This window comes from Geobacter grbiciae, from assembly GCF_018531165.1.
GTDB classification, from domain to species: Bacteria; Desulfobacterota; Desulfuromonadia; order Geobacterales; family Geobacteraceae; genus Geobacter; species Geobacter metallireducens.
Genome location: NZ_JAHDIW010000002.1, coordinates 60,033 through 74,412, shown reverse-complemented (window position 1 = coordinate 74,412; position 14,380 = coordinate 60,033). Strand labels below are relative to the sequence as shown.

General features: G+C 59.4%; 15 protein-coding genes. 6 read left to right on the top strand and 9 right to left on the bottom strand.

Features of this window, described 5'->3' with window-relative positions:
* Nucleotides 1-177 precede the first annotated feature (177 nt).
* The gene (locus tag KJB29_RS03680) at nucleotides 178-1,011 is read left to right on the top strand and encodes a response regulator (protein WP_215733443.1); all 834 of its coding nucleotides are present in this window, start codon (nucleotides 178-180) and stop codon (nucleotides 1,009-1,011) included.
* 84 nt (nucleotides 1,012-1,095) lie between these two features.
* Here KJB29_RS03680 and gltX read toward each other — a convergent pair whose 3' ends face one another.
* The 4 genes from gltX to KJB29_RS03660 all read right to left on the bottom strand — a co-directional run bounded on the left by gltX (nucleotide 1,096) and on the right by KJB29_RS03660 (nucleotide 4,116).
* A complete protein-coding gene (gene gltX, locus KJB29_RS03675) occupies nucleotides 1,096-2,493 on the bottom strand; it encodes a glutamate--tRNA ligase (RefSeq protein ID WP_215733442.1) in 1,398 nt (465 codons plus the stop codon).
* 10 nt (nucleotides 2,494-2,503) lie between these two features.
* A complete protein-coding gene (locus tag KJB29_RS03670; RefSeq protein WP_215733441.1) occupies nucleotides 2,504-2,695 on the bottom strand; it encodes a DNA gyrase inhibitor YacG in 192 nt (63 codons plus the stop codon).
* 131 nt (nucleotides 2,696-2,826) lie between these two features.
* Nucleotides 2,827-2,994: a hypothetical protein gene (locus KJB29_RS03665; protein WP_215733440.1), complete on the bottom strand. Its 168-nt coding sequence runs from the start codon at nucleotides 2,992-2,994 to the stop codon at nucleotides 2,827-2,829.
* Nucleotides 2,995-3,111: 117 nt separating this feature from the next.
* Nucleotides 3,112-4,116: a methyltransferase gene (locus tag KJB29_RS03660; protein WP_215733439.1), complete on the bottom strand. Its 1,005-nt coding sequence runs from the start codon at nucleotides 4,114-4,116 to the stop codon at nucleotides 3,112-3,114.
* A 120-nt stretch (nucleotides 4,117-4,236) separates the two neighbouring features.
* Here KJB29_RS03660 and KJB29_RS03655 point away from each other — a divergent pair, with 120 nt between their 5' ends.
* Complete coding sequence (locus KJB29_RS03655) at nucleotides 4,237-4,980, top strand: acyl-[acyl-carrier-protein] thioesterase (protein WP_215733438.1); 744 nt, start codon at nucleotides 4,237-4,239, stop codon at nucleotides 4,978-4,980.
* A gap of 11 nt (nucleotides 4,981-4,991) precedes the next feature.
* Here the strand turns inward: KJB29_RS03655 and KJB29_RS03650 are convergent, their stop codons facing one another.
* The gene (locus tag KJB29_RS03650) at nucleotides 4,992-5,591 is read right to left on the bottom strand and encodes a TetR/AcrR family transcriptional regulator (protein WP_215733437.1); all 600 of its coding nucleotides are present in this window, start codon (nucleotides 5,589-5,591) and stop codon (nucleotides 4,992-4,994) included.
* Between the two features lie 236 nt (nucleotides 5,592-5,827).
* Here KJB29_RS03650 and scpC point away from each other — a divergent pair, with 236 nt between their 5' ends.
* The 3 genes from scpC to KJB29_RS03635 all read left to right on the top strand — a co-directional run bounded on the left by scpC (nucleotide 5,828) and on the right by KJB29_RS03635 (nucleotide 10,849).
* A complete protein-coding gene (gene scpC, locus KJB29_RS03645; RefSeq protein WP_215733436.1) occupies nucleotides 5,828-7,390 on the top strand; it encodes a succinyl-CoA:acetate CoA-transferase ScpC in 1,563 nt (520 codons plus the stop codon).
* A 48-nt stretch (nucleotides 7,391-7,438) separates the two neighbouring features.
* Complete coding sequence (locus tag KJB29_RS03640) at nucleotides 7,439-7,660, top strand: hypothetical protein (RefSeq protein ID WP_215733435.1); 222 nt, start codon at nucleotides 7,439-7,441, stop codon at nucleotides 7,658-7,660.
* Nucleotides 7,661-7,867: 207 nt separating this feature from the next.
* On the top strand, nucleotides 7,868-10,849 hold the full coding sequence (locus KJB29_RS03635; protein WP_215733434.1) for an NAD-glutamate dehydrogenase domain-containing protein: 2,982 nt from the start codon (nucleotides 7,868-7,870) through the stop codon (nucleotides 10,847-10,849).
* 50 nt (nucleotides 10,850-10,899) lie between these two features.
* Here the strand turns inward: KJB29_RS03635 and KJB29_RS03630 are convergent, their stop codons facing one another.
* The 4 genes from KJB29_RS03630 to KJB29_RS03615 all read right to left on the bottom strand — a co-directional run bounded on the left by KJB29_RS03630 (nucleotide 10,900) and on the right by KJB29_RS03615 (nucleotide 13,453).
* Nucleotides 10,900-11,850, bottom strand: a complete 951-nt coding sequence (locus tag KJB29_RS03630) for an aldo/keto reductase (protein ID WP_215733433.1) — start codon at nucleotides 11,848-11,850, stop codon at nucleotides 10,900-10,902.
* Nucleotides 11,851-11,876: 26 nt separating this feature from the next.
* A complete protein-coding gene (locus KJB29_RS03625) occupies nucleotides 11,877-12,422 on the bottom strand; it encodes a YaeQ family protein (RefSeq protein ID WP_215733432.1) in 546 nt (181 codons plus the stop codon).
* A gap of 17 nt (nucleotides 12,423-12,439) precedes the next feature.
* A complete protein-coding gene (locus KJB29_RS03620) occupies nucleotides 12,440-12,907 on the bottom strand; it encodes a YaiI/YqxD family protein (RefSeq protein WP_215733431.1) in 468 nt (155 codons plus the stop codon).
* 141 nt (nucleotides 12,908-13,048) lie between these two features.
* Entirely contained in the window at nucleotides 13,049-13,453 is a 405-nt protein-coding gene (locus KJB29_RS03615) for a helix-turn-helix domain-containing protein (RefSeq protein WP_215733430.1), read from the bottom strand.
* A gap of 339 nt (nucleotides 13,454-13,792) precedes the next feature.
* Between KJB29_RS03615 and KJB29_RS03610 the strand changes: the two genes are divergently transcribed.
* Nucleotides 13,793-14,368, top strand: a complete 576-nt coding sequence (locus KJB29_RS03610) for a DUF6125 family protein (RefSeq protein WP_215733429.1) — start codon at nucleotides 13,793-13,795, stop codon at nucleotides 14,366-14,368.
* The last annotated feature ends 12 nt before the right edge of the window (nucleotides 14,369-14,380 follow it).

Here is a 14,380-nt window from a genome sequence, read left to right as displayed (position 1 = left end):
GGCCCCGTTTCGGGGCCTTTTTTACGCCGATTCGAATAGTTGAATAATTTCTTACTGTTTGGCTAAAGTATTTGGGAAAGCGTCCGATATAATGAGTGTAGTTTTCCGTCAATACGCCACTATGGCAGGAAGTTCGCGATCCAGCTCTCAAATCTCCGGAAGTGAAGGGAATTGCTGATGGTACAGAAAAAGCAACTGGGCGACCTGCTGGTGGAGGCGGGAATCATAACCGTCAAGACCATTGAGCGGGCCCTGGAGCGCCAGAAGGGGAGCGGCAAACGACTTGGTCAGGTTCTCGAGGAGATGGGGGTCATCACTGGTGAGGAACTGATCGATGCTCTGTCGAAGCAACTCGGCATCAAAACGGTGAAGGGGTTTGTCGATTACGCATTTCCGCCGGAGCTGCTCTCCCTCGTCCCCCAGGACATGGCGGTACAGCGGCTTGTTTTTCCCCTCAAACTGAAAGAGAACATGCTGGCCCTGGCCCTGAACGATCCCTTTGATCAGGACACCGTCGATTTCCTGGCCAAGAAGCACCGGCTCAAAGTGGTGCCGATCCTTGCCACGCGGCAGGAGCTTTTGACCGCCATAGAGAAGCACTACCTCCATGGCAAGATGAAGGACGTGCAACGACAGAAAGTCCTCGTGGTGGAAGATACCCTCCCCGTGGCTACCATCATTCAGGTGGCGCTTCTGAAAGAAGGGTACGACGTTCTGGTGACCCATGACGGGGTTGACGGACTCAAGTCGGCCGTGACCGAAAAACCCGACATGATTCTAACCGACGCAACCATGCCGCGCATGGATGGCTTCGGCCTCCTGCGTGCTCTGCGCGCAAACCCGGCCACCGCCGACATTCCCGTCATCCTCATCACCTCCAAGGCCACCGGCGAAGATGAACAACGGGCGTTGGAGGCCGGTTTCCTGGACTTCATCGCCAAACCGGTCCAACCGATCAGAATTGTTACTCGGGTCAAGCGGGCCTTCGAGCTGACAAAGCGTCACAAGTAACCACCTAACCGAAAAAAGGGGCGACACGAAATCATATCGTGCCGCCCCTTTGATTTTCGCCCATGACCTGTGAGGATTCCCGCGTTACCCGATAAAAGCCACGGCGCGGCGCAGCCTCCGCAGGGCCTCTTCTTTCCCCAGGGCCTCGATTACCTCGTAGATGCCAGGGGATGCGGTGCCGCCACAGAGGGAGACACGAACCGCCGGTCCCACCTGCCCCAGCTTGATCCCCTTTTCAGCGATGAACTCCTTGAACAGAGACTCTATGCCTGCCTGGCTGAAATCGGCGAGCGCCTCGAGCTTCTCCGCCAACGCGGTGAGTAGCGGCGCCGCGTCGGGAACCAGGTACTTGGCTGCGGCCTGTTCGTCATAGGCAAAATCGCCCCGGTAGTAAAAAATCGCGCCGTCAGCCATCTCCACGAGGGTCCGGGAACGCTCCTGGAGGGTCTTCACCACGAGGGAAAGGCCCGGCCCTGACTCGGGATCGATGCCACGCTCCTTCATGAAGGGGACTAAAAGCTCCGCCAGCCGTTCGGGAGCGCTCTCCTTGATGTAGTGATGGTTGAGCCAGAGGAGCTTGTCAGGATTGAATACTCCGGCAGATTTCCCCACCGCCTCGATGGAAAACTTCTCGATGAGTTCCTCCCGGCTGAAGATCTCCTGGTCGCCGTGGCTCCAGCCGAGCCGCACCAGGTAGTTGACCATGGCCTCGGGAAGGAATCCCATGTCCCGGTAGGCCATGACGCTCGTGGCGCCGTGGCGCTTGGAGAGACGGGTCTTGTCGGCGCCGAGGATCATCGGCACGTGGGCGAAGCGGGGCACGGGATAGCCAAGGGCCTCGTAGAGAAGAATCTGGCGAGGGGTGTTGTTGATATGGTCATCGCCCCGGATAACGGTGGTTATCCCCATGGTGGCGTCGTCGATAACCACAACGAAGTTGTAGGTGGGGGTGCCGTCACTGCGCTGGATGATGAGGTCGTCCAGTTCGTCGTTATTGAAGGCAATCCGCCCCTTGATGAGGTCATCGAAGACCGTTACCCCTTCGTGGGGCGCCTTGAAACGGATTACGTGCGGCTTATCCCCGGGCTCCTCCACTCCGTTGCGACAGGTACCGTCATACTTGGGCTTGCGCCCCTCCTTCATGGCCAGCTCCCGCTTGGCCTCCAGTTCCTCGGGGGTGCAGTAGCAACGGTATGCCTTACCCTCGGCCACGAGCTTCTCCACGAACTCCTTGTAGACGGGAAAACGCTCCGACTGGTAGAAGGGACCTTCGTCCCAGCCGAGGCCAAGCCAGGCCATCCCCTGAAGGATGGCGTCCACCGATTCCTGAGTGGAACGGGCCACGTCGGTGTCCTCGATGCGGAGGATGAAAGTCCCTTTTTCCTTGCGGGACAGGAGCCAGTTGAAAAGCGCGGTACGTGCCCCACCAACGTGGAGATAACCGGTGGGGCTCGGTGCGAAGCGGAGACGTATGTTGGACATGAGAACTCCTTTACGGGTTATCGTCAGATTCATCATTGCCAGGGGTATCCTCACTGGCGATGCGGTATTCTTCATCGGCCCAGGCGGCAAGATCCATGGTCTTGCACCGCTCGGAGCAGAAGGGTCGGAAGGGGTTTCCCTGCCAGGGAGTTTCCTTCCGGCAGCGTGGACACGGCACTATGGTGACTGGTTTTTCGCTCATTTGTGCAAACAAAAACCCCAGGTGCTGTGGCATACCTGGGGCAGGTTCAGGATATCCGGCCAGGTTCAACGGCCGGATTCTAACGTCAATGAACAGGGCAAGTCAACGGCTAAACATGGATACAGCAATCGTCACTGGCAGAATTGATAGCCGAGGCGATGAAGTTCTCGGGCAACGGCGTCGGGAACCACCCAGTACATGTTGTCCGGTCCGAAAATAATGGAAACGGGGCGGTCCATTGAAAAAGAATGGACCTGCGCCACAGAGAGAAACGGGAACTTGTAAACTGCCTCTTCCACACCGCCCCCTTCGCCATACGGGTGATTATCTAACTGCTTAATAATAGGTATCGGCGGCTGAATGAAAAGACTTTAGATATTTATTCACCAATGGATGCCAATGGACAAAAATACCTATCATTGCTGAACAATCCCGGCAATGATCCCGGCACCGTTCGGCAATTCCAGCGGCAGGCGCCTCACGTCACGGAGACCGGCTGCAGCCAGCATGGAAGAGAGTTCGCCTTCGGAATAAGACTGCCCGGCTGTGGTTCCCACGAGCATATTCAGGGAAAAGAGCGCCGGAAAGAGGGGACCGGATCTGGTGTCGTCCAGAATGAACTCCTGTACGAGGAGAAGTCCTCCCGGTTCCAGGGCCGCCACCGCCTTCTCCAGGATCACGGCGCACTGGTCCGGGCCATAGGCGTGGAGGATCTGGGAAAGCCAGACCACGTCGAAGCCCTTCGGAGTATCGTTTCCGAGGAAATCCCCAGCCACGAACCCTACCCGATCCGCAAGTCCGAAGCGGGCGACGGTCTCCTCGGCAAAGCGGCGGGTGGTGGGAAGATCATAGACAATCGCGTCCAAACCCGGATTCTGGAGACAGAAGTGGATTGCCCAGGTACCGGGTCCTCCCCCAAGATCCAGCAAGCGTTTGCGGCCGGTGAGGTCAATGAGGGGGACCACCTTCGGCGCGCTCTGCATGGCCAGGTTGAACATTCCCATGAGGAAGCTCTCCCGCGCCCCCTCATCGTCGCCATGGGAAGCGCTCTCCCGCACCGGGGCTCCCCGCCGCACCGCCTCGTCGAGTTGCGACCATCCCGCCATGAGGTGATGATGATGCATGATGATGTACCCCAGATACTCCGGCGAACTCTTGGCGAGATACCGGGTCGCAAACGGTGCGGCTTCGTAGCGGTCTTCCCGCTTATGTACCAGGGCCATGGCCGCCAGGGCGTCGAGGAGCATGGCAACGCCACGAACGTCAATGGCGAGACGCCCGGCCACCTCGGCAGCGGTAAGCGTCTCGCCTGCCAGGGGGGTCACCACATCGAGGGCTACGGCGGCATGAAGCGCGCAGGCACTCCAGTAGCCCCCGGAGAGTTGCAGCAGTTCTGCCGGGGTCCAGGTTTTCTCTTCCATGACAACCTCCAGGAAATCAATATCAATCAGGTTATACAGTCTACCGCATTCGGGTCGCGGGGCAAACTGGGGCGAAAAGCGGTGGAATGAGCAAAGGGAATCTGCTAGAAAAAGAGCACTATGAAAACGGAAAACTCAATCTTCGAAACCTCCTTCACCATCCGCTCCTTCGACGTGGACCCCCATGGCTTCGTAAGCCCCGTGACACTTCTCGGTTACCTGCAGGAAGCGGCATCGGAGCACATGACACTCCTGGGGGGGTCGGTCAGGTCACTTATGGCCGAAGGGCTCACCTGGGTGTTGTCCCGGGTCCATCTCAGCATCGAACGTTATCCGAGGGTACGAAATGAGATGACGGTGCGAACCTGGCCTTCGCTACGGGAAGGGCGCTTTACCTGCCGCGAGTTCGAGCTGCTGGACCGGACGGGGGCTGTCATGGCCCGCGCCACCACGTCGTGGGCGGTCATCGACTTCAAAACCCGGCGGCCGGTGCGGGTCGACCGTCATCCCCCCTACCCTCTCACGCCACGGCGTGCCATTGACGACGACTTCGCGCCGCTCCCCGCGCTCAAAGAAAGCCAGGCCGAGGAACGCTTCAGGGTGCGGCGTTCGGACCTGGACCTGAACCACCACGTTAACCACATGGTCTATGCCGGTTGGGCCCTCGACGACGTACCCAACGAAGTGGCGGAGCGCCACAAACTGGTTTCCCTTGAGATCGGCTACCGGGCCGAAGCACTGGCAGGAGAAGAAGTAACCGTATGCTGCGCCTACACCGAAGACGACAACGGGATTCTTGTCATCCACCGGATAGCCTCGGCCGACGGCCGCGAACTGACCCGGCTCAGAACCCGCTGGCGGTGATTCTCTACAGCCTACGGTGCGGGAGCCAATATGCCACGCGTGAAAATCTCCCGGTACTGGTGAATAAGTTGCTCATCCTGCTCGGGTGAATGGCTGATGAGATCTTCAGTGGCAAGGGTACTGAGAAAATAGTAGTTGACCATGCCCGCAAGGGCCAGCGCCGCATTGACGGCGTGGGCATCCTGCCTGAACACCCCCTCGCGGATCCCTTCCTCGACAACCTTCACGAGAATCCGTATGACCTTGCCGATTGCCGGCGCAACGATCCGGGGGAAGTAGGAGGTTGGGTTGGTGAGTTCGCTGGTGTAGAACCGGAGCAGATAGGGGTTGTTCCGGTGCCGCTGGATGGTCCAGCGGATGTAGGCCTCGATCTTGTCCACGGGGCCTGCATGCTGCTCCATGATTTCCCCGATCTGGTCAAAGCAGGCAAACTGCTCCTGCAACACCGCCGAATACAGCCCTTCCTTCCCGCCGAAATAGTAGGAAACCATGGAGATGCTGGCCCCGGCCCCGTGGGACAGCTCCCTGATGCTGACGCCGTTCAATCCCCGTTCGGCAAAGAGCTGTGTCCCCACTTCCATCAATTTGCTGCGGCAGTCCGGTCTTGTCATTTCACTCCCTACCCGTGTTGATGTGAGTGCCGCAAAGAGTAGCAAAGTCCCTTTCTAAAGCCAATTTAATTGACACGACATCTGCATAAATTATTGCGCCGTAATCGTCGTGTCTGTTATGATGGGTATCGAACGAACGTTTGTTTTCAGTCATTCAATTGTCGATTTCAGGGCCGGCACAGCACTCACACTGATACGCCAGGCACCAATATCCAGGAGAAGGAGGATGTAAGTAGATGTCTGAATTGCTCAACAGGATAAGAAGAAAGAGTCTGCACGACAGAATCAGGAAGGTCGAAGAGGTCATCCCCCTGTTCAAGCACGGGATGAATCTCGGCTGGTCAGGCTTCACCCCTGCCGGCTACCCGAAAGCAATACCCATCGCCCTTGCGGATTACGTGGAGAAGAACCAGCTTCAGGGGAAGATGAGATTCAACCTCTTCATCGGCGCCTCCGTCGGCGTCGAGACCGAAGACCGCTGGGCATCCCTTGACATGATCGACCGCCGCTGGCCCTACCAAACCGGCAAAAACATCCAGGCCGGCATCAACGAAGGGCGCATCCGCATGGGGGACAAGCACCTCTCCATGTTCGCCCAAGACTTGGGCTACGGCTTCTACACCAAGGACAATGGCGGCCGTCTCGACATCGGCATCATCGAATGCTCCGCCATCACCGAGGACGGCGGCCTCGTCCTGACCGCTTCCTGCGGCGCCGTGCCGGAGATCGTGCAGATTGCCGACCGGATCATCATCGAGATCAACACCGCCATCCCGAATTACGAAGGGCTCCACGACATCGTCGACCCGGTCAATCCCCCCAACCGCCTCCCCTACCTCCTCAGCCGGGTTGACGACCGTGCCGGCTCGCCCTATGTCCGGATCGACACCGACAAAATCGTCGCCATCGTCGAATCGCAGCACCCCGACAACGGCCGTGCCTTCAGCGAGCAGGACGACACCTCCGCGGCCATCGCCAACAACATCCTCGACTTCTTCCAGTTCGAGGTAAAGGAAGGCCGCCTGCCGAAAAACCTCCTGCCGCTCCAGTCTGGCGTGGGTTCCATCGCCAACGCCGTCATCGGTGGCTTGGCCAAGGGACCGTTCTCGGGTCTCAAGGTCTGGACCGAGGTGCTGCAGGACACCATGCTCGACCTCTTCGATTCGGGGAAACTGGATTTCGCCTCCACGGTCTCCCTCTCCTTCTCGGTGGATGGCTTCAAGCGCTTCTATGGCAACTGGGAGAAGTACAGCAACAAGGTGATCATGCGTCCTCTCTCCATCGCCAACCACCCCGAGCCGATCCGGCGCCTGGGTTGCATCGCCATGAACACCCCCGTGGAATTCGACATCTACGCCCACGCCAACTCCACCCTCGTGGGGGGAACCCGGATGATTAACGGCATCGGCGGCTCCGGCGACTTCCTGCGCAACGCCTATCTCTCCATCATGCACACGCCGTCGGCCCGCCCCAGCAAGACCGACCCGACCGGCATCACCTGCGTGGTGCCGCACGTGCCGCACGTTGACCACACCGAGCACGACCTCGACGTGCTGGTCACGGAGCAGGGGCTTGCCGACCTGAGGGGACTCGATCCGAAAAGCCGCGCCAAGCTCATCATCGACAAGTGCGCCCACCCGGACTACAAGCCGCTGCTCCGGGAGTACCTCGAAATCGCGACGAAAGAGTGTTTGGCCCGCAAAGCCGGCCACGAACCGCAGCTCCTTGACCGGGTCTTCAAGATGCAGGTGAACCTGGCCAAGAACGGCACCATGAAGATCGCAAACTGGGATATCTGAACCTGTATCGGCCCACAGGGATGCCGAAACGGAAAGGGAGGCAACAACATGCTTGATTCCGACCAACTGCCGAGGTATTACCTCGGAACGGCGCTGCAGGCCATGGAAAAGGCCTATGCGCTCAATCATGACGCAAGGGTGGGACAGAACATATCCCAGGCCATTGCCGCCCTGCATCAACTGATGCACCAGACGGCAGCGTCCCATGTCGCCAATGACAAGGCGCCATACGACCCCTATGAGGTAAATGAACACAATTCGGCCATCTGAGATTCGGCCGACATTCTGCGCAACAAGGGAAAGGCCGCATTTTGCGGCCTTTCCCATTTCACCGCCCCTTCATCCCTCCTGGAATTCCGATCCCGTCGCTCGAAGCTGTCCCGTGAATGCCTCTTCCCCTGAAACCATGTATACTGATACCATGTGGCTGCGCTCACTACGGGCGCTACCGACGAACAACGGAAGGAGTTCGAAACCATGACCGCGGCATCGGCAGCCTCAAAACCCCAGAGTGCGGAGCGGGCAGAAAACCGCCTCTGGCTTCGGGAACAACTGAACCCCTACTTCTTCATTGCCATGAAGGACGAACCGGAGGCCCTGGGACTATTGACCCGAGAGCTCGGGACGCTGCGGCACAACCGGCGGCTTATCCTGGCCGACCGGGAAAAGGCCCTTATCCTGGCGATTGTCAACCAGCCCGGCACTCTCTACGATACCCTGCGCCACATCCATGAGCGGGAGATATCCTACGCCATGATCGCCCACTCGGACGATCCGATCCCGGGTCTGGACCAGAACCTAGAGATCCAGCGCTTCGAGTTTGACCGCAGGGGCAACGAGGAGATCCTCGCCGGCAAGGACGGGGAGACACCGATCGGCATCAGGCGAACGGTGGCTGCGGCGTTGCGCAAGTACTACCCCGACTTCGACATGGCCGATTTCGACCGGCTGCTCCGCATCCTCTGGCTTAACAATGCGAACTACGTCCGGATCTCGCCCCCGCGCCGGGTGGCCCAGGCGCTTCGCCTCTACCAGGAGGGAAATCGCCGCGGCGGCCTCTATCTGGACGTGGAAGAGATGGAGAAGAGCGGTACCAGTCATGAATCGCGGGTTTTCTTCGCTGTGGGGAACCCGCCCCAGAAAGACTTCCTCCTCCAGATAATGGAGGTCTTCAACCGCCTCGGACTCGGCGTGAACCGGGCCTACTGCCTTACCATCAGCAACGGTGTCCACCCCTACTTCCTCGGCACTTTTTACGTGCGACGCCGCGACGGCGGCGTGCTCGCCAGGGGATCGGAGGCCTTCAGCCGGCTCGAAGGAGAACTCTCCAACACCCAGCTCCTGGCAACCCGCTCCCACGCCTATCGGGAGTTCGTCACCACCGGCCTCATGAGCGGCGAGGACGCTACCCTTACCAACGCCTTCATTGCCTTCTGCCACTCGAACCTGGCCCACAACCAGCCCGACCGTTTCGGTCTCGACGATGTGCGCGACGCGTTCCTGGCGCACCCGGAAATCGCGCTCCAGTTGGCCGGGCTCTTCCGCGCCCGCTTCGATCCGGCCGTGGAGGAGCGGGACGCCGACCACGAGAAGATCCTCGCCGATACCCGGCGCGAGGTAACGGAATACAACTCCGGCCACCGCTACCTGGACGAAGTGCGGCGAACCATCTTCCGTTGCTGCCTTGCCTTCATAACCCACACCCTGAAGACAAACTTTTTCGTACGGGAGAAGCAGGCCTTGGCTTTCCGGCTCGACCCGGCCTACCTTGCCGAGCTTGGTACCGACTTCACCGCCGATCTGCCGCCGGCCATGCCGTTCCGGATCACCTTCTTCTACAGCCGCTACGGCTTCGGTTACCACATCGGCTTCTCCGACATCGCCCGGGGCGGCTGGCGCACCGTCATCTGCCGCACCGCTGACGATCTCGTCACCAATGCCAACACCCTTTTCCGCGAAAATTTTGTCCTGGCCCACACCCAGCACCTGAAGAACAAGGACATCTACGAGGGGGGATCGAAACTGGTGACGCTTCTGGACGCCTCGGACCTGATGCGGGAGCGTGAACGGGAACGGGAGGTGGAGACCTGGCGGCTCTACAAGCTCCAGTTCGGCATCACCGGCGCCTTCCTCGACATCTTCACCACCGAAAACGGGGTGGCCAAGCATCCGGCCGTGGTGGACTACTACCGGGAGGACGAGCCGATCGAGCTGGGACCTGACGAGAACATGCACGACACCATGATCGAGACCATCGCCGCCATGTCGAAGCGACGGGGCTATATGCTCGGCATCGGAATCATGTCGAGCAAGAAGGTGGGGATCAATCACAAGGAGTACGGCGTGACCTCCACGGGGGTCGTGAAGTTCGCCGAGATTACCATGAAGGAGCTGGGGATAGACATCCGCAAAGACCCGTTCACCCTCAAGCTCACCGGTGGCCCCAACGGCGACGTGGCCGGCAATGCCTTGCGGATTCTTCTGAAGCGCTCGCCGAAGGTGAACATCGCCCTCATCCTTGACGGCACCGCGGCGGTCTGCGATCCGGCAGGCGCCGATCACGGGGAGTTGGGGCGCATCCTCCTGAAGCAGGATCTGGACGGCTTCGACCCGGCGGCGCTTCATTCCGGCGGGTTCATGCTTTTCCGGACCGGAAGCCGCCGCGAAGGACTGAGGGAACTTTTCCGCCGAGTGGAGAAAACCGACAGGGGGCTTGTTGAGGAGTGGATTTCCCTGGATGAGTTCTCCAAGGAGTACGGGGAGCTGGTCTTCACGGTCCCGGCTGATCTTTTCATTCCCGCCGGCGGCCGTCCCGAGACCATCGACAAGGACAACTGGGAACGCTTTTTTCTTGCCGACGGCACGCCGTCGGCCCGGGCCATCGTGGAGGGGGCCAACTCATTCATAACACCGGCGGCCAGGATCGAACTCCAGAAGAGGGGGATCAGCATCATGCGCGACGCCTCGGCCAACAAGTGCGGCGTCATCTCCTCATCCTACGAGATCATCGCCAACCTGCTCTTCTCGGAGAAGGAGTTTCTGGAGCACAAGGAGCGCTACGTAGCCGATGTGCTCCAGATCCTTGAAAAGCGTGCCGGCGACGAGGCGCGGCTCATCCTCAGGCGCCGCCGCGAGCAGCCGGGGCTTCTCTGCACAGAGATATCCGATTCGCTCAGCACCGAGATCAACGCGAACTATGCGCGTCTCTTCAGATTCTTCCAGGGGCGTCCTGGGCTCGCGCTCCAGCCCATCTTCCGCCGAGCGGTACTGGCGCACCTGCCCAGGATCATCGCCGATGAGCCCCGGTTCCGCCGGCGCCTTGCCCGGCTTCCCCAGAAGTACCTCTCGGCCATTCTCGCCGCCGAGATCGGATCGTCAATGGTCTACAAGGGGGACCGGGAGGCGGAGTTCGAAGACCTGATCCGGCTCCACCTGACGCGGAATTTCCCGTCAGCATAACCGCCGCACACCAGCAAGGACCGGACAGACATGCGCAAGCGAGGAGACTGTCAGACCACCCGGATGATGAATTCGGGACAGGAAGCGGCGCAGTAACCGCAGAGGATGCAGGCGGCTTCGTCGAGGACCGCCTTGCCGTTGACGACCGTGAGTGCTCCGCTGGCGCAGGCATCGACACAACCGCCGCACCCCTTGCAGAAGTTTTCCATGATCCGCAGCTTCCGGCGGCGGCTTTCGAGCTGCCGCCATACTACGTCCTCGGGGGCGTTGCCGGAAAAGAGGGCGATGTTCGCCTCCACCTCCGCCTCGGAGAGCATGCCGATGGCCACCCCGTGGACCCCTTCAAGACCCCGCACGTACGCGAGGCTCGCGCGGGCCTCGGCGATCAGGTTCCCTCCCGCCAGCGCCTTCATGGCATAGACCCCCTTCCCTGCCCTAGCACAGGCGGCAATGGCCTCCGCCATCTCCGCCGCGCTGCCGTCGAGGATTCCCATGCCGGTCCGGTTGATGAGTGGGTGGATAACCTCGATCTCAGGGTGGTCAGCCGCCTTCCGGATAGCGCAGATGTAGTGGGACGAGAGCCCCACATGGCCGATCTTCCCCTCATCCTTCATCCGCAGCAGTTCCGCCAGCACGTCGGCCCTGTCGGTAAACGGATCGGCCACCCGGGCGCCATGGAGGTGGACGATGTCGAGCCGCTCCCGCCCCAACTCCCGCAGCCCCCTCTCCACATGGGCTCTAGCCGTGGGTCCGTCGTTGGCGTGAGTCTTGGTGACGATCGTGACGTCCCCCTGCCAGCCGGCGATTCCTTCCCGCACATGGGGGTAGGTATCATAGAGCGTCGCGGTGTCGATCATGGTAACCCCGTGCTCCAGGGCATGGCGGATGAGGCGGCCCCCTTCAGACGGGGAGAGCCCAGCCTGCAGAGGACCCAGGGGAAGCGTGCCGAACACGAGTGGGAAGATCGAGATATTGGTGGTACCGAGCTTTATGTGATTCATGGAATCCTCTTTCTCAGACGACTACCCTACAGCAAGGCCCCTGTTTTGATCCGGATGCCGGTTTCGTGGGTAACGCCGTCAACTTCCAGATACACCGTTCCCTCGGTGATGGTCACTGACCAGGTGATCGAGCGTTCCAGCCGCGCTGCCAGTGTAGTGATGAACGCCTGATCCAGGCTGACAACCGTAAGGTTGGGAAGCCCCGTCAACCGGGGAAGGTGCTGCTGGTCCCAGTTGGCAAGCGCCCTGCCGCACGCAAGCAGAGCTACCTTTTCCGTGTGGCGGCTCGCCTTGATGATGCGGTCGGATTCCGGCAGCCCCACCTCGACCCAGAAGCGGACCCGCCCATCGGGCCCTTTCACCCAGAGATCCGGCTCCTCACCCACACAGAGCCCCTTCGTGAAACTCAACTCCGGTTCGTGGAAGATGGCCCACGCCAGCAATCTCGCCACAAGCCGCTCGTCGGTCTCCGACGGGTGCTTGGCAACCGTTGCCTGCAGTGATTCGTAAACGCCGCGGTCAATGTCCGAAAGCTGAAGGGACGCTTTGTAGATAGTCGATGGCAGTGCCATTGCGAAAAGATGCCTCTCTAGGATACTGGCCGCTTATCTCTGATCAGCCGGGTAAGCAGGCGATCAAGAGATGAAGCAAACCGTTGACGGTCAGTCAGGCTGAACTGGGAAGGCCCCCCCTGCACGAGGCCTCCCTCCCGGAGTTCCATCATCAGATCCCGCATGGAGAGCCGCTCTCCCACGTTCTCCTCGGTGTAGAGTTCCCCACGGGGATCCAATGCTACTCCTCCGATGGCGACGATTCGGGCAGCCAGCGGTATGTCCGCGGTAATCACCAGGTCTTCGGGGGCAGCATGATCTGCTATGTAGTCATCGGCAACATCGAACCCCTCCCCAACCACAATGGATTCGACCAGGTTTGTTGCGTGCTTGGCGAGATTCTTGTTGGCCACCAGACAGACTGGAATCCTGAGCCGTTCCGAGGCCCTGAAGACGATCTCCTTGATAACCCTCGGGCATGCATCCGCATCAATCCATATCTTCATGAACACTCCGGGACGACACGATAACCTGTAGCTTCAACGCGACGAAACGTTTGGATGGAGGTGCAGAACATGGCGAGAGTGGTAATACCACCCTGGCTCGCAAGACTTCAAGGAGTACATTAAGGACTATGCCGCAAGAGGTCATTTTTTGCTGAAATTGAATTTCTCGATCATACGATGACGATAATCAACAATATCCTTACGAAGGGAAGCAAGATTCGCCATCTTTTCATCGACCTTGTTGATATGACTGTCCAGTATTTCGACCAGGCGCGGTATCATGTTTTCCGTCTTCCTTGCCTCGCCGTACGCCGCGCCGAGTTCCTGCATCTCCTTGATCGTCAGGCCTAACTCCTTGAGCTTGATGATGAACTTCATCCGTCGGACCATGTACGGCGTATAGAGACGGTTTCCTCCCTCAGAACGGTGTGAGGCCTCGATGACCCCCATCTCCTCCCAGTACCTGAGGGTCCTGGTGGTCAAATCCAGCATTCTTGCCACTTCACCAATCGTAATCAACTGCTCGGCTTCTTGTTCGGGAGCCATAGTTTCTCCCCTTTACGTGAATTATTAACCATTCAATACGCCAATTACCCCTGCCTGTCAATTCCCGTGAATCCGACTAATATACATATTACCGTAGAAACCGCGTTCTCAAGCCACTTCATGTAATTATATAAAAGTGTTTTAAATAATGTTGACATGAACGTAAAGCAGATGTATGTTTCAAATAAATTCAGAAATAAATCTGCTCGTCTCGTGGCAAGATTACCGGCCTCGGCATAGCTAAGGCTTCGGATCACTAGGCTGTCCACCCCCGCGCTCTGGCGCGGGGTTTTTCCGACCCACAATAAACATCGTACGTAAACGTAATGGGGTGTTCAAATGAGCTCAGAGACTGACTTTAAACGATACAGCGTGGCACCCATCGGTGCCGGCGACGAGGGAATACAGCTCCTGCAGGGGCTGAGCAAGGAAGAGCTGATACGGATCATCGTCGATGACGCCAAGAACTGGCTCGCCCACGACGGCCTCTGGTTCCAGGCGGTGGAAAAGCGCTACGGGATCGACGTGGCCATCGATGCGGATACCGAAGCATGGCGCTACTTCACGGTCATCGAGGCGAAGCGGATCATGGAGCGCCTCGGGATTCAGCCCGGCGGCGGCATCCCGGCCCTGGTGGAGTGCCTCAAGCACCGCCTGTACGCGCGGCTCAACCTGCAGGATGTCATCGAGCAGAGCGACGATCGGGTCGTCTTCAGGATGCTCGACTGCCGGGTCCAGTCGGCCCGCAAACGAAAAGGACTGCCGGATTTTCCCTGCAAGAGCGTCGGCCTCGTTGAGTACGCCGAATTCGCAAGAACCGTTGACCCGCGCATCAGGACATCCTGCATCGCCTGTCCGCCAGATGCACACCCCGACGCCTTCTGGTGCGCCTGGGAGTTTGTGGTCGAAAAATAAACTGGGAGGTCT